At 40.1% G+C, this 22,545-nt stretch carries 20 protein-coding genes and 3 pseudogenes; 13 read left to right on the top strand and 10 right to left on the bottom strand.

The window, feature by feature from the left end:
- Positions 1–9: 9 nt before the first annotated feature.
- Genes V757_RS16760 through V757_RS16745 form a run of 4 tightly spaced genes read right to left on the bottom strand, consistent with a single transcriptional unit; the run spans position 10 to position 2,828 of the window.
- The gene (locus V757_RS16760) at positions 10–984 is read right to left on the bottom strand and encodes a beta-ketoacyl-ACP synthase III (RefSeq protein WP_023949151.1); all 975 of its coding nucleotides are present in this window, start codon (positions 982–984) and stop codon (positions 10–12) included.
- Between the two features lie 27 nt (positions 985–1,011).
- Positions 1,012–2,061: a phosphate acyltransferase PlsX gene (gene plsX, locus V757_RS16755; RefSeq protein ID WP_023949149.1), complete on the bottom strand. Its 1,050-nt coding sequence runs from the start codon at positions 2,059–2,061 to the stop codon at positions 1,012–1,014.
- Positions 2,062–2,088: 27 nt separating this feature from the next.
- Positions 2,089–2,271: a 50S ribosomal protein L32 gene (gene rpmF / locus V757_RS16750; RefSeq protein WP_023949147.1), complete on the bottom strand. Its 183-nt coding sequence runs from the start codon at positions 2,269–2,271 to the stop codon at positions 2,089–2,091.
- A 47-nt stretch (positions 2,272–2,318) separates the two neighbouring features.
- On the bottom strand, positions 2,319–2,828 hold the full coding sequence (locus V757_RS16745; protein WP_023949145.1) for a YceD family protein: 510 nt from the start codon (positions 2,826–2,828) through the stop codon (positions 2,319–2,321).
- Between the two features lie 154 nt (positions 2,829–2,982).
- On the opposite strand from V757_RS16745, the pseudogene V757_RS16740 reads away from it, so the two are divergent.
- A pseudogene (locus V757_RS16740) lies at positions 2,983–3,586 on the top strand (Maf family nucleotide pyrophosphatase).
- Complete coding sequence (locus V757_RS16735; RefSeq protein ID WP_143000559.1) at positions 3,586–4,293, top strand: SAM-dependent methyltransferase; 708 nt, start codon at positions 3,586–3,588, stop codon at positions 4,291–4,293. Before V757_RS16740 ends, V757_RS16735 begins: the two are co-directional and overlap by 1 nt.
- A gap of 65 nt (positions 4,294–4,358) precedes the next feature.
- On the opposite strand, the gene V757_RS16730 is transcribed toward V757_RS16735, so the two are convergent.
- Genes V757_RS16730 through V757_RS16715 form a run of 4 tightly spaced genes read right to left on the bottom strand, consistent with a single transcriptional unit; the run spans position 4,359 to position 7,529 of the window.
- Positions 4,359–5,177 (bottom strand): N-acetylmuramoyl-L-alanine amidase, encoded by an 819-nt coding sequence (locus V757_RS16730; protein ID WP_023949141.1) that lies wholly within the window; start codon positions 5,175–5,177, stop codon positions 4,359–4,361.
- A 22-nt stretch (positions 5,178–5,199) separates the two neighbouring features.
- The gene (locus V757_RS16725) at positions 5,200–5,820 is read right to left on the bottom strand and encodes a protein-methionine-sulfoxide reductase heme-binding subunit MsrQ (protein ID WP_023949139.1); all 621 of its coding nucleotides are present in this window, start codon (positions 5,818–5,820) and stop codon (positions 5,200–5,202) included.
- A 57-nt stretch (positions 5,821–5,877) separates the two neighbouring features.
- The gene (locus tag V757_RS16720) at positions 5,878–6,528 is read right to left on the bottom strand and encodes an HAD-IA family hydrolase (RefSeq protein WP_023949137.1); all 651 of its coding nucleotides are present in this window, start codon (positions 6,526–6,528) and stop codon (positions 5,878–5,880) included.
- 5 nt (positions 6,529–6,533) lie between these two features.
- Positions 6,534–7,529 (bottom strand): RluA family pseudouridine synthase, encoded by a 996-nt coding sequence (locus tag V757_RS16715; protein WP_023949135.1) that lies wholly within the window; start codon positions 7,527–7,529, stop codon positions 6,534–6,536.
- A gap of 640 nt (positions 7,530–8,169) precedes the next feature.
- On the opposite strand from V757_RS16715, the pseudogene V757_RS29825 reads away from it, so the two are divergent.
- Both V757_RS29825 and V757_RS16705 read left to right on the top strand, forming a co-directional pair.
- Positions 8,170–10,132, top strand: a pseudogene (locus tag V757_RS29825) (Rne/Rng family ribonuclease); the annotation flags it as partial.
- A gap of 1,336 nt (positions 10,133–11,468) precedes the next feature.
- Positions 11,469–12,806: a short-chain fatty acid transporter gene (locus V757_RS16705; RefSeq protein WP_023949133.1), complete on the top strand. Its 1,338-nt coding sequence runs from the start codon at positions 11,469–11,471 to the stop codon at positions 12,804–12,806.
- A gap of 107 nt (positions 12,807–12,913) precedes the next feature.
- On the opposite strand, the gene V757_RS16700 is transcribed toward V757_RS16705, so the two are convergent.
- Positions 12,914–13,762 carry a cytochrome c oxidase assembly protein gene (locus tag V757_RS16700; protein WP_023949131.1) on the bottom strand — a complete coding sequence of 283 codons (849 nt, stop codon included), beginning with the start codon at positions 13,760–13,762 and terminating at the stop codon, positions 12,914–12,916.
- A gap of 72 nt (positions 13,763–13,834) precedes the next feature.
- Between V757_RS16700 and dusB the strand changes: the two genes are divergently transcribed.
- The 9 genes from dusB (at position 13,835) to ruvB (ending at position 21,976) form a co-directional block, all read left to right on the top strand.
- Positions 13,835–14,827: a tRNA dihydrouridine synthase DusB gene (gene dusB, locus V757_RS16695; protein ID WP_023949129.1), complete on the top strand. Its 993-nt coding sequence runs from the start codon at positions 13,835–13,837 to the stop codon at positions 14,825–14,827.
- Positions 14,820–15,065, top strand: coding sequence for a helix-turn-helix domain-containing protein (locus V757_RS16690; RefSeq protein WP_031274030.1), 246 nt, complete (start codon positions 14,820–14,822; stop codon positions 15,063–15,065). The genes dusB and V757_RS16690 overlap by 8 nt, the downstream gene beginning before the upstream one ends.
- Complete coding sequence (gene purH / locus V757_RS16685; RefSeq protein WP_023949125.1) at positions 15,062–16,651, top strand: bifunctional phosphoribosylaminoimidazolecarboxamide formyltransferase/IMP cyclohydrolase; 1,590 nt, start codon at positions 15,062–15,064, stop codon at positions 16,649–16,651. Before V757_RS16690 ends, purH begins: the two co-directional genes overlap by 4 nt.
- Positions 16,652–16,660: 9 nt before the next feature.
- Positions 16,661–17,203, top strand: a complete 543-nt coding sequence (gene ruvC, locus V757_RS16680; RefSeq protein ID WP_023949123.1) for a crossover junction endodeoxyribonuclease RuvC — start codon at positions 16,661–16,663, stop codon at positions 17,201–17,203.
- Between the two features lie 23 nt (positions 17,204–17,226).
- Positions 17,227–17,799 carry a Holliday junction branch migration protein RuvA gene (gene ruvA / locus V757_RS16675; RefSeq protein WP_023949121.1) on the top strand — a complete coding sequence of 191 codons (573 nt, stop codon included), beginning with the start codon at positions 17,227–17,229 and terminating at the stop codon, positions 17,797–17,799.
- 95 nt (positions 17,800–17,894) lie between these two features.
- Complete coding sequence (locus tag V757_RS16670; RefSeq protein ID WP_023949119.1) at positions 17,895–18,878, top strand: TRAP transporter substrate-binding protein; 984 nt, start codon at positions 17,895–17,897, stop codon at positions 18,876–18,878.
- Positions 18,879–19,134: 256 nt separating this feature from the next.
- The gene (locus V757_RS16665) at positions 19,135–19,629 is read left to right on the top strand and encodes a TRAP transporter small permease (RefSeq protein WP_023949117.1); all 495 of its coding nucleotides are present in this window, start codon (positions 19,135–19,137) and stop codon (positions 19,627–19,629) included.
- 5 nt (positions 19,630–19,634) lie between these two features.
- Positions 19,635–20,894, top strand: a complete 1,260-nt coding sequence (locus V757_RS16660) for a TRAP transporter large permease (protein WP_023949115.1) — start codon at positions 19,635–19,637, stop codon at positions 20,892–20,894.
- Positions 20,895–20,914: 20 nt separating this feature from the next.
- A complete protein-coding gene (gene ruvB / locus V757_RS16655; RefSeq protein WP_023949113.1) occupies positions 20,915–21,976 on the top strand; it encodes a Holliday junction branch migration DNA helicase RuvB in 1,062 nt (353 codons plus the stop codon).
- A gap of 130 nt (positions 21,977–22,106) precedes the next feature.
- Here ruvB and V757_RS28805 read toward each other — a convergent pair.
- A pseudogene (locus tag V757_RS28805) lies at positions 22,107–22,545 on the bottom strand (IS66 family transposase); the annotation flags it as partial.

Below are 22,545 nucleotides of genomic sequence, written 5' to 3'. Positions count from 1 at the left end.
TTTATTATCTTATAATTTAACTAAAACTGAGCCCCAAGTGAAACCACCACCAACGCCTTGCAATAGGATAGTTTGCCCTTCTTTGATGCGACCATCTTTATAAGCAACATCAAAAGCTAAAGGTACACTTGCAGCAGAAGTATTAGCATGCTTATCTACTGTAACCACAACTTTTTCCTCAGGAATACCCAATTTTCTACCCAATGAATTAATAATTCTAACATTAGCTTGATGTGGCACCATCCAATCAATATCCTCTGGACGGATAGAAGCTTTCTCACAAACTTTTAACGCAGAATCCTCTAAAGACGTCACTGCCTTTTTAAATACAGCCTGACCATCCATACGTAAAAATGGATCTCCAGTAACTTGCCCATGATGAATAGCGCCTTCTGTACGCAAGATTGTGTGTAAACTGCCATCCGCATTTAGTTGTGTCGCTAAAATACCTGGCTCTTCAGAGACCTTAAGCACCATTGCACCTGCACCATCCCCAAATAATACACAAGTTCCTCTATCATTCCAATCCAGAATGCGTGTAAATGTCTCAGCACCAATGACAAGTGCACATTTAGCATTCCCGGCACGAATATAACTATCTGCTGTTGTAAGCGCATAAACAAAACCACTGCAAACAGCTTGTACGTCAAATGCGGCTCCGCCTTTGATACCTAACTTTGCTTGCACCAAACAAGCTGTACTAGGAAAAATATAATCTGGCGTTGATGTCGCCAAGACAATCAAATCAATTTCATCAGCTGAAATTCCTGCATCTTCAATCGCTTTTCTAGCCGCTTCAGTCGCTAAATCACTTGTTTTAATATTGTCTGCTGCTATATAACGCTGTTTAATACCTGTTCGCGTAAATATCCACTCATCTGAAGTTTCAATTCCTTTTTTGGCAAGCTGATCAGCTAAAACATCGTTTGAAACAATGTTTTCTGGCAAAGCACTACCTGAACCTATAATCTTTGCGAATGGCATGGTTAAATCTCCTGATGTCACCACATCCTATGAAAGGATGTTGTTATTATTCTGATTAGTTTCTTGATGCAAATGCGTCATTTGCTGTATGGTCAATACAGTTTTATCTAATAGCTGGCTTTCAACAGCTCGTTTTGCACGTTCAATTGCACATCTAAACGCTAGTATATCTGCTGAACCGTGACTTTTAAATACAACCCCACGTAAACCCAACAATGCAGCACCATTATAACGACGATTATCAACCTCATCACGAAATTTAGAGAGCACTGGACGAGCAATTAAAGCAGCAAACTTATTATAAAGTGAACTTAAAAAATTCTCTTTAATTTTCTTGCTGATCATCTTTGCTAAACCTTCAACTGATTTTAATAAGACATTTCCGACAAAACCATCACAAACAACAACATTGGCAGTTCCCTTAAAAATATCATCGCCCTCTACATTTCCAATGAAATTAATAGGGGCAGACTGTAAAAGGTCACCTGTTTTCTTAACAACGTCATTGCCTTTAATGGCTTCACTACCGATGTTTAGTAAACCTACTTTTGGTTCAGGAATTCCATCAATCGCCTGTGATAATGCAGATCCCATTAAGGCAAACTGCAATAAATGCTCTGGTGTGCAATCAACATTTGCACCTAAATCTAGGACGGTTGTTCCTTTGCCTAACTGATTAGGAATAGCAGAAGCAATGGCTGGTCTATCAATACCATCCAATGTTTTTAATATGAAGCGAGCAACAGCCATTAATGCACCCGTGTTGCCTGCAGAGACACAAGCATCAGCTTGCTGTTCTTTAACAGCCAGCAATGCTAAATGCATGGAAGATTTTCGTTTTCGACGAAGAGCCACCTCAATAGAGTCATCCATCTGAATACTTTCTTCAGCATGCACAACAGTGAATTGAGATAGTCGAGAAGGTTTCGCTGATTTTAATGCAGTTTCGATCTGGGTTTTATCACCCACTAATAAAAAATGCACCTCTGGGTAATCCTCTGCTACTTGTACGGAAGCAGGAAGAGTAACGGGGAGACCAAAGTCTCCCCCCATGCAATCAATAGCGATACGTACCACGATTAAGTTTTTATTTACTAATAAAAATTATTCGTCGTTTTTCGTTTTTAGAACTTTACGACCACGATAAACACCATTAGGGCTAATGTGGTGACGTAAGTGCAATTCGCCAGTTGTTGGCTCAATCGCTGTTGGTGGGTTAGTTAGGAAATCGTGAGAACGATGCATACCACGTTTAGATGGTGTTTTCTTGTTTTGTTGAACAGCCATGATGACTCCAAAAAATACTGTATCGCTAAGAGACAGATAAAATTAAATTAATGTTTAAGCTTCTCAAGCACTGCAAAGGGAGAAGGTCTTTTCTCTAAGTTATCCTCTGGCATTTCTGCCAACTCTGGGCATATATCATGCTTAGGAATATAAGGCAAACTTAAAATAAGTTCGTCTTCAACTAACGCCAACATATCTACTGGTTTGTTAGCTAAAATTTTCTCATAGGCATCATTGTCAATTTCGCCTGATTCAGAGACATCTGCATTAAATGCTCGCTCCGACGTGACAACTTGTAATTCTACCTCAGAAGCTACATCGTAATTAAATAATTTCATGCAGCGCTGACATTGCAACCGTGGGTTCGCCGTGATACTAAGTTTTACCAGTGCGGGACCATGCGGCTTTTGATGGCCTTTTATGCTCCAAGACACTTGATTTTCATCAGTCTGTTCTGGTAAATCTTCCGTAAGACGCAAAAAGCGTGACAGTGGATTTTGCTGATGAACTTCGTGCCCTAAACGCACCAAATCCATTAAATCAATATATTTCTCCACTTTACTCTCCGCGCATCTATTAAATGCACCTCAAACACACTAGCTACTAGAATTAGCCTAATATATAATACGAAAATGTGCTTTCCGTAGAAACTCACAATTCCCGTGAAACATAAAATAATAACCTGATATTAAATTTTGGTCAAATAAAACAATGAAAAACTCAGAATTTCGATTGATTTTAGCCTCATCTTCAAAATACCGAAAAATGATGCTAGAACGTTTTCAACTGCCTTTTGAAACTATTTCACCTAATATTGATGAAACGCCCAAACCGGCTGAATCGCCCGTAGAACTAGCCATCAGGCTGTCTATAGAAAAAGCGCAGGCTATCTGTAAACAATTCCCTGATGCAATCGTTATCGGATCAGACCAAGTTGCCACCCTTGGAAATGACCCTATTGGCAAACCCGGTTCTTTTGTAAAAGCACAACAACAACTACGTCAATTAAGCGGACAACATGTTCAATTTCACTCTGCACTAGCTGTATGCAAAGGAACAGAAATCCTTTCTAAGAAATGTTATTACTCATGCCTATTTTAGACAATTAACTGATGCCGAAATTGATCACTACTTACAAATTGAGCAACCTTTTGATACCGCTGGTAGCGCCAAAGCAGAAAGTTTGGGGATTACATTGATGGAAAAACTAAGTAGTGACGACCCAACAGCAATTATAGGGCTCCCACTCATTGAATTAGCACAAATGCTAAGACATTTTGGACTTAACCCAACACTAAAAGCAGGACTCATTTAATAATGACTAGTTTACATCTTATCCCGGTAGGGCTTGGTAATGCCCCGATCCAACGCTGGCTTCCTCAAGAAGCTCAAACACTCGCATCAGAAATTGATGTCTATATCGCTGAAAATGCTAAAACAGCACGTGCTTTTCTAAAACTTGTTACCCCAGTAAAACCAATCCAAGAAATTATCATTCACACTTTAACATCTAAAACTAGCCCACAAGAGATTAGAGAATGGTTAAAAAACCCCGGAAGTCAAGGACGTATTGGTTTAGTCTCCGAAGCTGGTTGCCCTGCAGTGGCTGACCCTGGAGCCATAGTCGTCAAGGAAGCTCACAAAATGAATATCCGAGTCATTCCTTGGGTTGGCCCCTCTTCTCTATTGCTAGGACTAATGGCTAGTGGTCTGGATGGACAACGTTTCGCCTTTCATGGTTATGCTCCTGTACAACCACATGAACGCGTAAAGCAATTGCAACAATGGGAAAGTTACTCACAAAAGCACCAACAAACACAACTTTTTATTGAAACACCCTACCGTAATTTAGCTATGTTTCAATCCCTATTAGATACCCTAAAACCCAGCACTAGACTTTGTATTGCGCGTGCTATTACCACAGATGCCGAATGGATAAAAACCTACACCATTGCTGAATGGAAAAAGCAAGCTGTTCCTGATATTGACAAACAAGCTACCTTATTTTTATTTTTAGCTTGAACAGTACACCGCTGAGCAAACGGAAGCAGCTCTGAACCACAAGTACCACAATAGATACTACAGAATTAGTTCTCTGACGCTTCCATCGCTCGAAGATTCATCAGAATAGCTGCCGTTTGGGCATCCATCCTACCATCAAATTTTACCGGTCGGTAATGCATCTGAAAGGCTCGCAATACTTGCTGACTCTTACTCGTCCAATCACCCGTCAGTTCAATATCATAACCTAGTGTTTTCAAGGCTTTTTGTAATGAGAGTGTACTAGGCAACCCCTCTTTTTTATATTTTCTAGTCAGACTAGCCACCTGATGTTCATCATACCATCGCCCCAACCCTTCTTGGGCAAGCCATTGCCAAGGAAAAGCTGGTCCAGGATCAAGCTTACGCTGAGGTGCGATATCGCTATGCGCGAGAATATTTTTTCCCTGAATTTGATGTCTTTGTTGGATATCTTTTAATAAAACAATTAGACGTTCTATTTGTGAGCTAGTATAGGCTTGCCATTGATTAATATCAGACGGAACTTTTTTGCCACTCTGTTTGGGTCCCAAATTAACAATCTCAATTCCAATAGATTGAGCATTTAAGTTAGTGTCTGTACCCCATTGGCTCTTTCCAGCATGCCATGCCCTACGATTCTCATCCACCAATTGAATGACTCTAGCTGGTTCCTCATCTGTAATCAAATAATGAGCAGAAACCTCTTGCTCGGTTAAAATTTTTATTGAATCCATTAAGGATTCCCACGTGTAATGTAGGATAATATATTTAACTCGACTGTCCTGCCCTTTTGCTTCTCGGTACTCATCTACAGGTCCCGTCGCACAAGCGCTCAATACTAAGCAACATATAGCAACAACAGATTTAAATAATTTTTTGAACATAATAGTAGATCAGTGGATAAAATCACTTAGGCTTAATCGCTTGCAATTGTTGCTGAATACGTTGCTGCCGTATACGTTGAGCAACAATACGCCATACTAATAATATAAATACAACCGCGGTAAAAGCATAAATATCCGCTATAGACGCATCAGATCTTTGCATAAAAATAGCATGTATAACGGCAAAAACCGCTACTATATAAACCAAGCGATGCAAACGTCGCCAATTTCTTCCTAGCTTGCGTACCATAGCCTGATTAGACGTTATAGCTAAGATACATAACAAGACATAGTTAAATAAACCAAATACGATAGCAGGTCGCTCTACAATATCCTTACCCATCAAAGCGAAACTAAAATGTCGCTCCATGCCTGACCATAAGAGCAAATGACAAGTTGCATAGAAAAAAGTGAACAACCCAAACATGCGACGCCATAAGATAAAGCCCTGTTGCTTAGTCAATTGACGCAAAGGAGTCATACATAATGTAATAATTAGAAAACTTAAGGTAGTTTGACCAGAAGAAGACATTAACCATAATCCTGGATCTTGCCCTAATTGTTGTGCGCTATACAAATATATCCACCTTGCCAAAGGCAATAACGAGATAAGAAACAATACTGGTTTTAATTTGAGCCACATGACACTATCCTTTCTTGGTGAGTATTTCTATTATTCAAATTTTTATTCTACGTCTAATTAGCAATAAATAGATAATAAGCGATGGAGCTCATCAACACTCTCGACAACATGATCTGGTTTTGCCTCATAAAGTTCTTGCTTAGAATGTGCACCATAAGTAACAGCAACACAATGCACACCAGCATTTTTAGCTAGCAAAATATCATGTGTCGTATCCCCTATCATCACCACATTTTCAGGCTCAACCATAAGCTCTTCCATTATCTCATTCAACATAAGTGGATCAGGTTTGCTTGCTGTCTCATCTGATGTTCTAGTCGCATCAAAAAAATGACCCAACTGATGATTAGCCAAAGCCCTATCTAGCCCCACTCGACTCTTACCTGTCGCCACCGCCATTTGAGTGCCTTTACTTTTCAACTCATCTAATAGTTGTAAATTACCCGGAAATAAGCGTAAATCTGGGTCTCGAGTTAAAAAATGATATTTATAACGAGTCACAAAATCGTCAACCAAGTCATCCGTTAAGTCTGGAATAACTCGTTTCAACGCATCCACTAAAGTAATTCCTATAACCCAACTCGCGTCTTGATGACTAGGCACCGTCAAATTTAAGTCTCTCGCTGCATTTTGCATAGCAACAACAATAGAATGCGTTGAGTCCATTAATGTGCCGTCCCAATCAAACACTACCAATGAAAACTTCATTATTTTTATCCTTTTTTTAGCTGATCTAAGAAGCGCAAACACTCAACAGGCAGAGGGGCTTCCAAAAGCAATTTTTCCCCAGTCAATGGGTGCGTAAATTGCAAGCGATGGGCGTGTAAGAACATTCTTTTAAAGCCTTTTTTCGAGACTTCTTCACGAACCTCATCCTTTCCATATTTCTCATCACCGACAATAGGAAAACCTTGAGAAGCTAAATGCACTCTTATTTGATGAGTTCTACCTGTTTTAAGCTGAGCACCAAGCAAAGTATATCCTAAATACCCTTGCAATTTAGTGACAATGGTATGTGCATATTTTCCATGTTCTTTGTCAACACGTACTCTTCGTTCACCGTCAGGCGTTAAATACTTATATAGTGGCAACTTAATTTCTTGTCTTTTCGCCGTCCACTCCCCAACAACGAGTGCTAGATAAGATTTATGCCCTTCGGATTGTCGCATCATGTCATGCAATACAACCAATGCACTTCTTTTCTTCGCAATAATCAATAAACCAGAAGTCTCTTTATCTAACCGGTGAGATAACTCTAAAAACTTACTCTCTGGTCGTGCCGATCGCAGCTGCTCAATCACACCGAACGAAACACCACTCCCACCATGCACAGCAACTCCCGCTGGTTTATTAATCACTAAAATTGCATCATCTTCATAAATAATAGGAAATTCTGCTTTAGGTACAGGTGGTTTACTATCAGGATCTGCCATTCTGAGAGGAGGAATTCGCACTTCATCCCCTACATTTAGACGGTATTCTGATGAAATACGACCTTTATTGACCCTGACTTGACCCGAACGAATAGCTTTGTATAAATGACTTTTCGGCACACCCTTACACTGACGTAGCAAAAAATTATCGATTCTTTGCCCATCAGCCCCCTCATCAATCTTCACAAATCTCACCTGTAATAGAGCATTAACCTTATCTGAAGAGGATTGTGGGGAAATTTTTTTTTGTAGTGGAGATGATAATTGCTTAGCCATACTTGTCATCAGTAAATTAATTACTTATTTTAACGCAAACCAAGCGATTTTAGTTTTATGCATATCGGCTCACTTTATTTCATTTCATACATTAAAGGTATATAGCCTATTCCTAATTAAATGATTTTAATTTCTTTCTTATCTACCCCCCCTATGCTATAATGGCTCACCCGAGAGAGAATAGTTTAACCATAATGACTAAAACTCCTATCACACGTAAGAAACTTTCAGAAGAGAAAGCTCAGTGTTTCGTTTTAGCACGACGCGAGAGAATTAACGCAAAGGTGTCGCTATTTCGGTAATTGAAGGTTACAAACGCATGCTTATTTACGTTATGAAATGCGGTAGTTTTATATTTAATCCCCTACCCACGTAAATGCATATATCCGTTTGTCAGAACCTTGTTTGTGCACAGTGAAAGATTAAAAAATCTAGATTTTTGAGCCTATTATGTTAGAGAGCTTAGTCTAGGTTTTCAGTAAAACTTTTTATGCTCAACATAGCTTGAGCGCATTAATATAGACAGTCCCAACCAAGTATTGGTCATGGGATTCTTTGCATGAGCAATTGGTTTGCCCTCGATACCTAGGGTTAATGCATTTATGGTGAATGCATTAAATTTTTATTGAGAAGAACCAATATGAAACGCATGTTATTTAATGCAACGCATCAAGAAGAATTACGCGTTGCTATCGTAGATGGGCAAAAGCTCCTTGATATTGATATTGAAACAGCAGGTCGTGAACAACGCAAAGGTAATATCTACAAGGGTGTAATTACTCGCATCGAACCTAGTCTAGAAGCTTGCTTTGTAAACTATGGCCATGAGCGCCATGGTTTTTTACCCTTCAAAGAGGTAGCACGTAGCTACTTCAAAGAAGGCGTTGATGTCCGTAATGTTCGCATCCAGGATGCGTTAGCCGAAGGACAAGAGCTTATCATCCAAGTAGAAAAAGAGGAACGCGGTAACAAAGGTGCTGCTTTAACCACTTTTATTTCTCTTGCCGGCCGTTATCTTGTCTTAATGCCAAATAATCCTCGTGGTGGCGGTGTTTCTCGCCGCATTGACGGAGAAGAAAGACAGGAATTACGTGAAACCATGTCACAACTAGATTTACCAGAAGGAATGAGCATGATTGCTCGTACCGCTGGTATTGGTCGTACTGCTCCTGAATTAGATTGGGACCTTAAATATTTATTAAAACTATGGAATGCTATTTTTACAGCATCTCAACAATACCCAGCTCCCGTTCTTATCTACCAAGAATCAAGTTTAGTTATTCGTGCTATTCGAGACTATTTCTCTCCCGATATCGCCGAAATTCTAATTGATACTGATAATATCCATAATCAAGCATTAGCCTTCATGCAAGATGTAATGCCTGAAAATGTCCAAAAAGTAAAACGTTATCGAAATGCTGTTCCTCTTTTCTCTCGCTTCCAAGTAGAGCACCAAATTGAAACAGCTTATTCACGTAACGTTCAATTACCCTCTGGTGGTTCTATCGTTATTGACCATACCGAAGCTTTAGTAGCCGTAGATGTAAACTCTGCACGTTCAACTAGAGGTACTGACATTGAAGAGACTGCCATGCGTACCAATCTTGAAGCAGCCGAAGAAGTTGCTCGTCAACTCCGTTTGCGTGACTTAGGCGGTTTGATTGTTATCGATTTCATTGATATGGAAGACAGCAAAAACCAACGTGCTGTTGAGCAAAAATTAAGAGATGCTCTACATGTTGATCGTGCTCGTGTTCAGATGGGTAAAATTTCTCGTTTTGGTTTAATGGAATTATCTCGTCAACGTTTACGCCCTTCACTTAATGAAGGCTCACATGTTACCTGCCCACGTTGTAATGGTACAGGCGTAATTCGTGACGTAGAATCTAGTGCACTGAATATCTTACGCCTACTTGTAGAAGAGGCGATGAAAGAAAATACAGCGGCTATCTATGCGCAAGTTCCTGTTGAAGTAGCTACTTACCTACTCAATGAAAAGCGTACTGATATTGTAAAAATCGAAACACGCCTAAAAGTACGTATTTATCTTATCCCGAACAAAAATATAGAAACACCTCATCATGATATTGAGCGTGTTCGTTACGACGACCCACGTATGGATGAGCAAAAGTCTAGCTTAGAAATGATTGAAGCACCTGAAAATACGACACTTTCTTGGCAAGACAAAAAAGAAAAAGATGAAGAAAAACAACGTCCTGAAGCAATTGTTAAAGGAATTCATCGCGAAACCCCTGCTCCTACACCTGCCGTTACTCCCGCAGTAAAAGCACAAGAACCTACGATAGGTTTCTTCCAACGCATCAAAGCATGGTTTATGGGTACGCCAGCCACTCCTTCTGTTGAGGATTCTCAAGAGAAAAAAGAGATTACCGGCACAACCAAAACATAATCGCCAAGATAAGCAACGCAATCGCCCTCGTCGTCCAGAAAAAGCTCAGGATGACGATAAAGCTATTGCTCGTAAAGCCAAGCGTGCGGAAGAATTAAAGGCAGCTAAAGAGGCCAACAAAGAAGCGGCTAAAGAACAAGTTGAGAATCGTCAATCTCGTCGCCAAAATAGAAAGCAACGTCAAGAGACCAGTGCTGAACAAGCTAATACGACGATTACAAAAGAAACTTCAACTAAAGCTAATAATAACCAAAACACTGCTCCTAAAGAGGTTTTAAAAGAGACTCAAAACAAACCTCAAAAAGTGTCAGCCACCGATGCAGATACAGTATCGACTAAACCAGCCAATTTTGAAGAAAATAGTACTCGTTTAGAATCATCCTATGTTACAGATGTTGATACTAGCTCTCAAGCCCTAGGCGATGATATTATTGATAGTGCTACTGATAATGCGACAGGTGAAGATTTCACTAATGACCAAGGGGAAGCTCGCAAACGTCGTAGACGTAATCGTCGTGGTCGTCGTCCAAATGATGAAGCTAAATCAATCACACCAAATGAAAACCTAGCCTTCATCCCTAACGAAGTCTTATTAGAGCAACAAGAAGCACAGCAAGGACAAGTGTTAAGCCAACAGCAAACAACCACTCCAGCAGAAGCAAACAATGCTTTTGTTCCTGCTACTGTAGCAGGTGTGACAGGTCTTGCAACTATCGTTGTGGCCGAAACAATTAATCACAACGAAACAAGCCCTGAACATGCTCATGCACCAGACTTATCTGAGATTTCGCCAGTAGCGACTGTTAAAGAACATGTACCTGAAACAGCTAATCTTAGCGAAACAACTGACACTACAACTAGCGTAAGCTCTATAGTGGAACCTGCTACACTTGTGCCTAGTCCGGTACCTGTCTTTGAAACTACAGATACAGTAGCTCCTGTTGTGGTTTCTGAAACAGTTCCGCCTGTAGCTGTTGATTTACCTCAAGAAGTTGAACCTCCTGTTGTGAGTGAGGTTATTGTTGCCGCTAAATTAGATGACAATTCCACCACTGAGGAAGATACTAGTGTGACTATCGTTCAAACAAGTGCCATCGAGCAACCGATGAATACAGTGTCCGATGGAAAATCAGTGGTAGATACAGCTACATTGACTCAAGTCGTGGAAAGTGCTGGAATGCAGTGGATTCAAACCAAGCCTGATTTGGTGGTAGAAATAACTCCTCCAAGTATTAAGCTAGGTCGAGCACGCAAACCAGTACAAGCAATTAGTAATGAACCGTTAATACTAGTAGAAACTGACAGTTCTAAAAAATAATTGACTTAGTATTGATCAAAAATACAATCCTATTAATCGCCTAACGCAGAACATGACCTATGTTCTGCGTTTTTTTATACCCTTATTAGGATTAATCCCAATGTAATAATTACAAAATATAATTTACAATCTATTACTAACCGGGGAATATTTTCATTCCCCTTATTTATGTTTACAACAATGAAACCTTATGTATGAACAGGGAGTCTATATGTTTCGTGCAATTACCGAAGCTAGTGTGAGATTGGTTCGTCAATACCTACCATCTCCTTTTGTCTTTGTTGTTATCCTAACTTTAATGGCATTTACGGCTGTTTTAACATTCACCAACCAAAATTTTTTACAAGCTAGTAGTTTCTGGGGCAATGGTCTATGGAGTCTATTAGGTTTCTCTATGCAAATGGCACTTATCTTGGCGACAGGTCATATATTAGCTAAAGCACCTGTTCTAGGTCGCTTCTTAGATAATATTGCCTCTAAAGTAACTAGTCCTAAGGTCGCTATTCTTGTGGTAACACTAGTAGCACTTTTAGCATGCTGGTTAAACTGGGGATTTGGACTTATCGTTGGTGCAGTAATGGCAAAAGCATTAGCACGTAACGTAAAAGGCGCTGACTACCCATTACTAGTAGCTTCAGCATACTCTGGTTTCTTGATTTGGCATGGCGGTTTATCAGGTTCTATTCCATTAGCATTAGCAACTGGTGGTGCTGACTTAGCAAAAATCTCTGCACAAACAATTACAGCAGCAGTTCCTGTCTCTGAAACGCTATTCTCTTGGTATAACTTAGCCATTATTGCTGGTTTAGTGATTGGTCTACCATTGCTTAATATGGCAATGATGCCTAAAAAACCTTTTGAAGTAGATCCAAAACTAATGATCGAAGAAGCTATCGAACTACCACCAAAAGATACATGGGCTCAAAAAGTTGACGACAACCGTTTCTTGGCACTTATTTTAGTGTTCTTTGGTGCTGCCTATATATATGGTCACTTCAGTAGCAAAGGATTTTCACTTTCATTAAATATTGTGATTGGCTTATTCTTATTCCTAGGTTTATTAGCGCATGGTACCCTAGAAAGATATTCTCGTGCAATGGAAGAAAGTGCCAAAGGAATTAGTGGTATTATTCTACTCTTCCCATTTTATGGTGGTATTATGGGTCTTATGATGGGGGCTGCTGATGGTGGTACTTCTCTTGGCGCCATGATTACTAACCAATTCGTTGCATGGTCTACAGCGGAAACATTCCCTTCTCTTGCGTTCTTAAGTGCTGGGTTAGTTAACGTATTTGTACCTTCTGGTGGTGGTCAATGGGCTGTTCAAGGTCCAATCATGTTACCTGCTGGCGTCCAATTAGGTGTGCCTCCAACCGTTTCTGCAATGGCGATTGCTTGGGGCGATGCTTGGACAAATATGATTCAACCATTCTGGGCACTTCCTCTTTTAGGTCTAGCTGGTCTTAATGCTCGCGCTATTATGGGTTATTGCTTAATAGCATTAGTGTATTCTGGTATTTTAATTACTGGCGTTTTTTATTTTGTTTAATAGACAAATACTCTTAAAACCATTTCTCGTATGCCTTAATCGATAGTGGTTTTAGGGCAATAAACAGAGAAGCGATACATCTAAAATATAAAAGATGTATCGCTCTTTTATTTTACTCTCAGTCGCCCCTTAGCTGATAATCGCATAAATGTAGCTAAAGCGACGAGAATACCGAAACTTTCTACAATTGCCGCAGGCACCCACATAATAATACCACCTAATCCTTGATCTTCTAGCGCTGAAATTGGTACAGCTCTACCACATAAATCAAACAGTGGATACAAATCATTGGGCGTTAAAGCAATATAAATTCCCACCAATATTTGCGGAACCATCGTTAAAATAGGAGAAATAATCCTTCCCTTAACCGTCATCGCCGCAGGTGGGGCTGGACGACGATCTAAAATCAAATTCCAATACATAAAACCGCTTATCACAACAGACCAGTTCATCAAGCGATATAAATAAATATCCAACATAGAATAGAACTGCACGGTTGGGATTAACCAAACAAGCACCAAGAAAACAAATAAAAAAGGAACAAAATACTTATCTGTACACCATTTACGTAACGTCATTGCCAGAGAGGTTTGCTCAAATTTTCTTAATTTCAACCTAAGCGTTACTGGCAATCCTGCTCGCATTACCTGTCCTGGATAAGCCGCCATTACTAAGAGTGGTGCTAAATGGTGTAAAAAAACATGTTGAATACGATGCACAAAAAACACCCTTTCAGCAAAATAATCAACATGGGTATGCAACGATAAATAAAGCATCACAAAACCAGACCAAAACAAGCAATGTCTTACTATACCGATTGGTCTATGGAGCGAGCCTTTAATAAATAAATAGGCACTGAACAAAAAACAAATAATTAATGTCGGTGAAAACTCCCAAGGTTCAAGCCATTGAGCGATTGTTAAATCCATAGTACCTCTTTTTTCTTGAATGCTCATATTTTAATCATATTTATATTTTTTATCCTATTTATGCCCGTTAAGCCACGTAAATGGGCTACAATTTCATGCATGAAAATCGGACAATGGACATTGCCTAACCCTGTATTTGTTGCTCCTATGGCTGGAGTGACCGATCGCCCTTTTCGTCAATTATGCAAACGACTAGGGGCTGGTTATGCTGTGTCTGAAATGGCTGCCAGCAATCCAAAACTATGGGATAGTGTCAAAACGTCTAGGCGTCTCAATCACGACGGTGAAGTTGACCCCATTTCCGTTCAAATTGCTGGTGCTGATCCTGATATGATGGCTCAAGCCGCTCTATTTAATATCCATAAGGGTGCTAAGATTATTGATATTAATATGGGTTGTCCTGCCAAAAAAGTTTGCAATGTTGCTTCAGGATCTGCGCTACTAAAGCATGAAGAGCTAGTAGTTGCGATTTTAAAGTCCGTTGTTCAAGTTTGTAAGCCACTAGATGTACCTGTCACACTCAAAACCAGAACAGGATGGGATAGAGAGCACAAAAATGTGCTCCGAATTGCTACTCTTGCTCAAGACATAGGTATTAGTGCGTTAACACTGCATGGTCGTACTCGTGCCGATATGTATAATGGTGAAGCAGAATATGACACCATTAAACTGGTTAAAAGTGCTTTATCCATACCTGTTATTGCGAATGGAGATATTGATTCTCCTCAAAAAGCGAAATACGTATTGGACTATACGCAAGCTGATGCAGTGATGATAGGCCGTGCGGCTCAAGGAAATCCCTGGATTTTCAAACAAACAAATTACTACTTAGCACAAGGGAAAGAATTACTTCCTCCTCGTTATAGTGAAATGCAAGAGGTTTTATTGCAGCACTTGAATGAACATTATCAGTTTTATGGTGAACATACTGGTGTACGAACAGCACGCAAACATATTGGGTGGTATGTAGCCCAATTACCTGGTGCCACAGAATTTATCCAAGTAATGAACCAACTCAATACATGTTCAGAACAATTTAACGCTGTGGAAGATTGGTTTAATGAACTCATTCGATTTGAAGAAAATGAATAAAATAGATCCTATCGATAAATGTATAACAGCGAATCTTGACGCTTATTTCAAGGAATTAGGTGATGCCCCCGCTTCAAATGTGTGGAATATGGTCATGGATGGTGTAGAAAAAGCCATGCTTGAAAAAGTCATGGCCTATACCAATGGGAACCAATCCAAAGCCGCCGAAGTATTGGGCATTACTCGCAATACATTACGTAAAAAACTTATTTCTAACCATCTTATTGACGCATCATGAAATTAACCACTGCTCTTCTTTCTGTTTCAGATAAAACAGGTATTGTTGAATTTGCCCAAGCTTTAGCGGCTCGTGGCATTAAATTACTCTCTACTGGTGGCACAGCGGCTTTATTAAAAAAAGCAGGTCTAGACGTTACGGAAGTGGCCGAACATACAGGTTCTCCAGAAATTTTAGACGGGCGTGTCAAAACACTACACCCTAAAATTCATGGTGGCTTATTAGGTCGCCGTGATAATGCCGAACATTTAGCCACAATGGAGCAACACGGCATATCTCCTATCGACTTATTAGTAGTCAACCTCTACCCTTTCCGTGAAACGATTGCAAAACCAAATTGTTCTTTTGCTGATGCGGTAGAAAACATTGATATTGGTGGTCCTGCTATGCTACGTGCAGCAGCGAAAAACCATGGTACCGAACAAGGTGGTGTCACTGTGGTTATTGACCCTAGCGATTATGAACAAGTCCTAAAAGAAATCGACCAATTTGGCCAGCCTTCTTATGGCTTACGCTTAAAATTAGCGAGCAAAACATATGCTCATACGGCAGCTTATGACGGTGCAATTGCTCAGTATTTGACAGCGTTAACTGATGCCGAGCCAGCACAGGAAAGTACCCCAGCACGCCAACAATGGCCAGAAACAGTCACTATTCAAATCCAAAAACACCAAGAATTACGTTACGGTGAAAACCCTCATCAGAAAGCCGCTTTCTATATCGACCCTGTTCGTGGTAATGGCTTACTAGGTAATTATGAACAGCTACAAGGCAAAGAGCTTTCTTATAATAATATTGCTGATGCGGATGCCGCTTGGGAATGTTCACGTAGTTTTGATGTACCTGTATGCGTGATTGTTAAACATGCAAATCCTTGTGGCGTTGCTATTGGAGCTACACCTTTTGAAGCTTATCAAAAAGCCTTTAAAACAGACCCTACTTCTGCCTTTGGTGGCATTATTGCCTTTAACCGCAAAGTTGATTTGGCTGTTGCCGAGGAAGTTAGCAAACAGTTCATGGAAGTATTGCTTGCGCCTGAATACACAGAAGATGCCTTAGCATTACTTGCCGCGAAAAAGAATGTTCGTGTGTTAAAAGTTAGCTCTGGCTCAGAGCAAAACCCATTTGACGTAAAACGCGTTGGTGGGGGTTGGCTACTCCAAGACCCTGATGCCTTCGATGTACCAGCTGAATCACTTAAAGTAGTCACTAAAAAACAACCGACAGCACAACAACTTAACGATCTTATGTTTGCATGGAAAGTGGCAAAATATGTCAAATCAAATGCTATTGTATTCTGTGCTAATGGCATGACAATGGGTGTAGGTGCAGGTCAAATGAGTCGTTTAGATTCTGCTCGCATTGCTGCCATCAAAGCAGAAGCAAATGGTTTAAGCTTGAAAAATACGGCGGCGGCCTCTGATGCATTCTTCCCATTCCGTGATGGTTTAGATGTTATCGTAGCGGCTGGGGCTGATTGTATTATTCAACCTGGTGGTAGTATTCGTGACGAAGAAGTCATTAATGCAGCTGATGAGCATGGCATTGTGATGGTTTATACTGGCACTCGTCATTTCCGTCACTAATCCAGAACTATGCGGATTCTTGGTATAGACCCAGGCCTTAGAAAAACGGGCTATGGTGTGATAGATGTTCAACAAGCCCATATCTATTATGTGGCAAGTGGTACTATTGCTATACCAACGGATCTGCCTTTGCATCATCGCTTAAAACACATTATGGATCATATTCGTGAGGTCATTGAACATTACAAACCTCACGAATCTTCTCTTGAAAAAGTCTTCGTCAATACGAATCCTGAAACAACATTATTATTGGGTCAGGCAAGAGGTGCTGCCATGTGTGCTTTAGCTGATACTGGACTAGATGTAGCAGAATACACCGCCTTACAAATAAAAAAAGCTGTCGTTGGTCGAGGACATGCAAGAAAAGAGCAGGTCCAAATAATGGTTCAACATTTACTAAATTTAAACGCAATGCCTGAACCTGATTCTGCTGATGCGCTAGCATGTGCTATCACGCATGCACATGCCTCCAGCTTACTAAATAAACTCAAAGAACTCGATTTAGATACTACTCATACCAGTAAAATGCGTGGTGGTCGATTACATATTTAACATTCATGTAAAAAGAAAAAATTATGATTGGACGAATTACTGGCTTATTAATAGAAAAAACCCCTCCAACAATTTGTGTGGATGTCAATGGTGTAGGCTATGACATAGAAGTCCCCATGACAACGCTATATGACTTGCCTGAAGTCGGCGCAAAAGTCACTCTTTTCACTCACTTAGCCATACGTGAAGATGCACATGTTCTCTATGGTTTTTTAAAACCCGAAGAGAGAACAACGTTTAGATCCTTAATTAAAGTGAGTGGTATCGGTGCTCGTACAGCATTAGCTATTCTATCTGGGCTTAGTACAACTGACTTAGCTCAGGCGATAGAACAACAAGATGCCACCTTATTAGTAAAAGTCCCAGGTATTGGTGCAAAAACAGCCGCAAGACTACTCTTAGAACTAAAAGGCAAACTTTCTAATAGCACATTACCACAAAGCCATACTCAACAATCCTCGAAGAGTGATATACTCAATGCTTTAGTTGCCTTAGGTTATTCCGAAAAAGAAGCCAATAATGCAACAAAAAATTTAGCTAGCGATGTTTCTGTTGCTGATGGTATTCGTCTAGCGTTACAAAATTTAACGAAATAAGGATACTATTCCTCATAAGGGAACTATCTACATTTGCTCACAAGGCAATGAATGCGTTCAAGTTTTTAATAAATTATGTATTTCCAGGGGGAAAAATGAAAAAGAATTGGTTTAAAAAAACATTATTTAGCTGCGCTGTCATTGCTTCTATGGCGTCTACCTCAGCGTTTGCAGAACAATCATTAAAAATGGCTTATGCATTAGCCAAAGACTCTCATTATGGAGCAGCAGCTAACGCCTTTGAAAAATCATTAGCTGAAAGCACTAATGGTAAATTCAAAATCGAGCATTTTGCTAATAGTGCTTTGGGTGGTGAGCGTGAAGTTATCGAAGGTTTACAACTAGGTACTGTTGATGCAGCTGTATTATCAACAGGGGCAATTTTGAATTTTGTACCACAAGCAGGTGTATTTGACATTCCCTTCTTATTCCGTGACTTAGCTCACGCTCGCAAAGTACTTGATGGCCAAATTGGTCAAGACATGTTAAAAGAGTTCCCAAAACGTGGGCTAGTCGCTTTAGCATGGGGTGAGCAAGGTTTCCGCCACCTAACTAATAACAAACATGCGGTAAAAGAACCAGCAGATGCCAAAGGTCTAAAAATCCGTACTACTGAAAACCCTGTTCATTTATTAGCATTTAAACAATTAGGTATTTTAGCAACACCTATGGCTTGGCCTGAAGTTCAAACAGCGCTACAACAAGGTACTATTGACGGTCAAGAAAACCCTACTTCAGTGATTGTATCTGCGAAACTTAATCAACAACAGAAATTTATGTCATTAACTGGACATGTTTATGCGCCTGCTGTGATTATCGTCTCTCCGTCAGTATATGACAGCTTAAGTGATGATGAAAAAGCAAAATTCGTTGAAGCGGGTAAAAAAGCTGGTCAAGCTATGCGTGATTTCGTTGACAATGTCGAAAAATCAGGCGTTCAAACATTAAAAGACGCTGGTATGCAAGTCACTGAAGATGTTGATCGTGATGCTTTTGCTAAAATCGTTAAAGAAGTGTACCCTGAGTACTATAAACAATTTAGTAAAGAGCTTATTGATAGTATTGAAAATACAAAATAATTATTCTTGCTAACAATATTTTAGGCTTTCTATTTGTTTTTAGTAAGCAGTAAAGGTTAGTGAGAACTACCGCTTCAGGCTGTCGATAAAGTAGTACTTTCGACGTGCAGATTTTCATCATCAGTCTTAATTGATTTATTGACTACACTTGAAAAGCTGCACGTCAAAATTAAAAAAATAAAGGTTTATCCACAATCTGAGGGGTTAGTAAGAACTAACCCTTTTTACTCATCTCTAGAGATTAACATTTTCTATCATGAAATCTTTTACTTATTGGCTTGATAAAACACTATTTAAACTGGTTTCTATCGCTGCTCAGTTATTGTTACTGTCTGCCGTGATAGCAGGAATTTATCAAGTATTTGCTCGTTTCGTATTACACGAACCAGCAGCCTGGACGGAGCCATGGACTCGCTCATCACTGATTTGGGTTGTCTTTTTAGGCGTTATTTTGGCATTCCGTCATGGCGAAATGTTACGTGTGGATGTTATTAATACATTTTTATCTAGTAATGCACGTCGAATTGTACGCCATATCGCCAATTTACTCTGTGCCATCTTCCTTGGACTGTTAGCATGGATTGGCGGAAATATGACTTATCGTGTCCGTTTCCAATCAATTGCGGGTTTGGACTTTTCAATTTCATGGATTTATCTTGCTATTCCTGTTGGCTGTACTATTGCCTTAATCGCTCTATTAGTACAATGGTTTAGCAAAGAAGATTCTCATCATTCCCAAACAATGGAGTAGTACTCATGGCACAAATCATGATTTTATCCATGTTAGTATTTTTCGTACTAACAGTCCCTGTAGGGATTGCCATTGGTCTAGCTTCTTTTTTAGGCATTGAAGTGGCGGGAATTAACTGGTTAGTTATTGCTCAGCAATTTTATGCATCGTTAGATAAGTTTCCTTTAGCAGCCATTCCATTCTTTATTTTGGCAGGCAACCTAATGCAAGAGGCCAGTATCTCTGAACGTATGGTGAATTTTGCCAAAAGCTTGGTTGGCAATATGCAAGGAGGTTTGGCTTGTAGTTGTGTTATTACGTGTATGATTTTCGCTGCAGTCGCTGGTTCTAGTGTTGCCACCACTTTCGCTGTTGGTTCAATTCTGATTCCAGCGATGATTTCTCATGGTTACCCTAGACCTTTTGCTGCATCTTTACAAGCCACTGCCGCAGAGCTAGGCGTGATTATTCCCCCTTCTGTTCCTATGATTCTATTTGCTGTTGCTACGCAAACAGATTTAGTTAGTTTATTTATAGGTGGTATTCTACCCGGTATCTTGATTGCTGCTGGCTTGGTTTTCTACGTTTGGCTATACGCAAAACGCAATAATTTTGGCTTACGCGATGGAGAAAATCGTTTATCATTCTGGCCTGCACTTAACCAAGCTAAGCTCGCCTTATTAATGCCGATTATTATTTTAGGCGGTATTTACGGGGGAGTCTTCACACCAACAGAAGCTTCAGTTGTGGCGGTTGTTTATGCCTTAATTATTGGCGTATTTGTCTACAAAACACTAAAGCTACCTCAACTTCAAAAAGTATTCCAAAACACCGTCATTTCTACAGCCATTATCATGTTCTTAATTGCTAATGCGGGACTCTTTGGGTTCTTATTGAATCGAGCAGGAATTCCTAATCAACTAGGTGAATGGTTAGCCCAATTATTCGATAACAAATACACATTCCTATTAGGTGTAAATCTTGCCCTTTTCTTTATTGGTATGTTTATTGAAACATCTGCCTCTATTGTCGTGTTAGCACCATTATTACTACCCGTAGCGGTAAAATTTGGTGTCGATCCAGTACACTTTGGTATCATTATGGTTGTTAATTTGGCACTTGGTATGATTACACCACCATTTGGCGTTAACTTATTTGCGGCATGTACCGTGGCCAAATTATCTGTTGATCAGATTATTAAGCCATTGCTCCCATTTGTATTTGTATCATTTATCTGTTTGCTATTAATTACCTATATTCCTAGTATTACATTAGCACTCTTATAAAGATAAACTAAGGATTTAAAATGCCTATTGTTCCTGATAATCTGTCTGTTAATTTACCTCAGCGAGAAATTATTCAAGCTGAACCAATTAATCGCTCAGAAGAATCGATAGAAAGAGCTCTACGTCCAAAATCACTTCGTGATTATACGGGTCAAGATAAAATCTGTGAGCAATTAGGCATTTTTATTCAAGCCGCAAAGAAAAGAAATGAACCGTTAGATCATGTGCTCTTATTTGGCCCTCCGGGCTTAGGTAAAACAACACTAGCGCATATTATCGCTAATGAAATGGGCTCACAAATGCGTCAAACCTCTGGTCCTGTGCTTGAAAAACCTGGTGATTTAGCTGCATTACTCACTAATTTGCAAGCAAATGATGTCTTATTTATTGATGAGATTCATCGTCTCTCCCCTGTTGTAGAAGAAATTCTCTACCCAGCATTAGAGGACTTTCAAATTGATATTATGATTGGTGACGGTCCTGCCGCTCGTAGTATCAAAATTGACTTACAACCATTTACGTTAGTAGGTGCCACTACTAGGGCTGGGATGCTTACCAATCCTCTTCGTGACAGATTCGGTATTATTTCTCGTTTAGAATTTTATTCCACTGAGCATCTTGCACAAATCGTTACTCGTAGTGCTCATCTGCTCAATGCTGAAATTACACCTGCTGGTGCTTTGGAAATTGCCCGTCGTTCACGTGGAACACCTCGTATTGCTAATCGTCTTCTTAGACGCGTAAGAGATGTTGCCGATGTTAAATACAAGGGCTTAATTTCCGATGAGTGTGCAACAGAAGCTTTGAGCATGTTAGAAGTAGACCCTCAAGGCTTAGACCTTATGGATAGAAAACTCCTTGAGACATTAATTCATAAATTTGACGGAGGACCTGTTGGCATTGATAACCTAGCAGCAGCAATTGGCGAAGAAAGCGATACCATCGAAGAAGTGATTGAACCCTATCTTATCCAAAATGGCTATATTCAGCGTACTCCTAGAGGACGAGTTGCCACACAAAATACATGGCTACATTTTGGTTTATCACCCAAAAGTCAAAACAATAATTCTGAACTATTTTAGTTTCTTAATAAACTATCAAAGAGGATACTTTCGGCGTGCAGGTTTTGTAGTTGATAGGTAAGCGTCCGGTGAACTCCGATTGACTTCCGTTTTTAAATGTTCAATGCCCCGATTTTGTCGGGGCATTGTGTTAATTCTTGGTGTCGTTTGGCGCTTGCCAACGATGAGGCAGAAGCTCAGCAATGTCCTTCGCTTTCTGTGTCGGCAATCGTTCCAACACATCCTTAAGGTAAGCATAAGGGTCATGGCCATTGAGCTTAGCCGATTGAATTAACGACATCACCGCAGCCGCACGTCGACCCGCTTTCTCTGAACCTACAAAGAGCCAATTCTTGCCGACCAATCGCGAGTGGAACGTATCAAATTCTCTACCGCATTATTATCCATCGGCAGTTGAGCGTCTTCCAAGAGGCGCGTCAAGGCAAGCCAATTGTTCAGGCTGTAACGAATGGCTTTGGCGATCGCCGAGTTCGGCGGCACCAGCTCAAACTGACTACGCAACCACCTTTCTAATTGCTTAAGTGCCGGCTCCATGTGGCGTTGTCGATGGGCTAATCGCTTCGATGGAC

This window comes from Pelistega indica (genome assembly GCF_000506865.1).
Taxonomy (GTDB): Bacteria; Pseudomonadota; Gammaproteobacteria; order Burkholderiales; family Burkholderiaceae_B; genus Taylorella; species Taylorella indica.
The sequence above is the reverse complement of the archived record's forward strand: the minus strand, read 5'-3'. Positions and strand labels throughout refer to the sequence as shown.

Excerpts from the sequence above, each read along its gene's own strand:
- V757_RS16760 (WP_023949151.1), bottom strand. The coding sequence starts at position 984 with ATGCCATTCGCAAAGATTATAGGTTCAGGTAGTGCTTTGCCAGAAAAC.
- rpmF (WP_023949147.1), bottom strand. The coding sequence starts at position 2,271 with ATGGCTGTTCAACAAAACAAGAAAACACCATCTAAACGTGGTATGCAT.
- V757_RS16730 (WP_023949141.1), bottom strand. The coding sequence starts at position 5,177 with ATGTTCAAAAAATTATTTAAATCTGTTGTTGCTATATGTTGCTTAGTA.
- V757_RS16725 (WP_023949139.1), bottom strand. The coding sequence starts at position 5,820 with ATGTGGCTCAAATTAAAACCAGTATTGTTTCTTATCTCGTTATTGCCT.
- V757_RS16720 (WP_023949137.1), bottom strand. The coding sequence starts at position 6,528 with ATGAAGTTTTCATTGGTAGTGTTTGATTGGGACGGCACATTAATGGAC.
- V757_RS16715 (WP_023949135.1), bottom strand. The coding sequence starts at position 7,529 with ATGGCTAAGCAATTATCATCTCCACTACAAAAAAAAATTTCCCCACAA.
- V757_RS16705 (WP_023949133.1), top strand. The coding sequence starts at position 11,469 with ATGTTTCGTGCAATTACCGAAGCTAGTGTGAGATTGGTTCGTCAATAC.
- V757_RS16700 (WP_023949131.1), bottom strand. The coding sequence starts at position 13,762 with ATGAGCATTCAAGAAAAAAGAGGTACTATGGATTTAACAATCGCTCAA.
- dusB (WP_023949129.1), top strand. The coding sequence starts at position 13,835 with ATGAAAATCGGACAATGGACATTGCCTAACCCTGTATTTGTTGCTCCT.
- V757_RS16690 (WP_031274030.1), top strand. The coding sequence starts at position 14,820 with ATGAATAAAATAGATCCTATCGATAAATGTATAACAGCGAATCTTGAC.
- purH (WP_023949125.1), top strand. The coding sequence starts at position 15,062 with ATGAAATTAACCACTGCTCTTCTTTCTGTTTCAGATAAAACAGGTATT.
- ruvC (WP_023949123.1), top strand. The coding sequence starts at position 16,661 with ATGCGGATTCTTGGTATAGACCCAGGCCTTAGAAAAACGGGCTATGGT.
- ruvA (WP_023949121.1), top strand. The coding sequence starts at position 17,227 with ATGATTGGACGAATTACTGGCTTATTAATAGAAAAAACCCCTCCAACA.
- V757_RS16670 (WP_023949119.1), top strand. The coding sequence starts at position 17,895 with ATGAAAAAGAATTGGTTTAAAAAAACATTATTTAGCTGCGCTGTCATT.
- V757_RS16665 (WP_023949117.1), top strand. The coding sequence starts at position 19,135 with ATGAAATCTTTTACTTATTGGCTTGATAAAACACTATTTAAACTGGTT.
- V757_RS16660 (WP_023949115.1), top strand. The coding sequence starts at position 19,635 with ATGGCACAAATCATGATTTTATCCATGTTAGTATTTTTCGTACTAACA.
- ruvB (WP_023949113.1), top strand. The coding sequence starts at position 20,915 with ATGCCTATTGTTCCTGATAATCTGTCTGTTAATTTACCTCAGCGAGAA.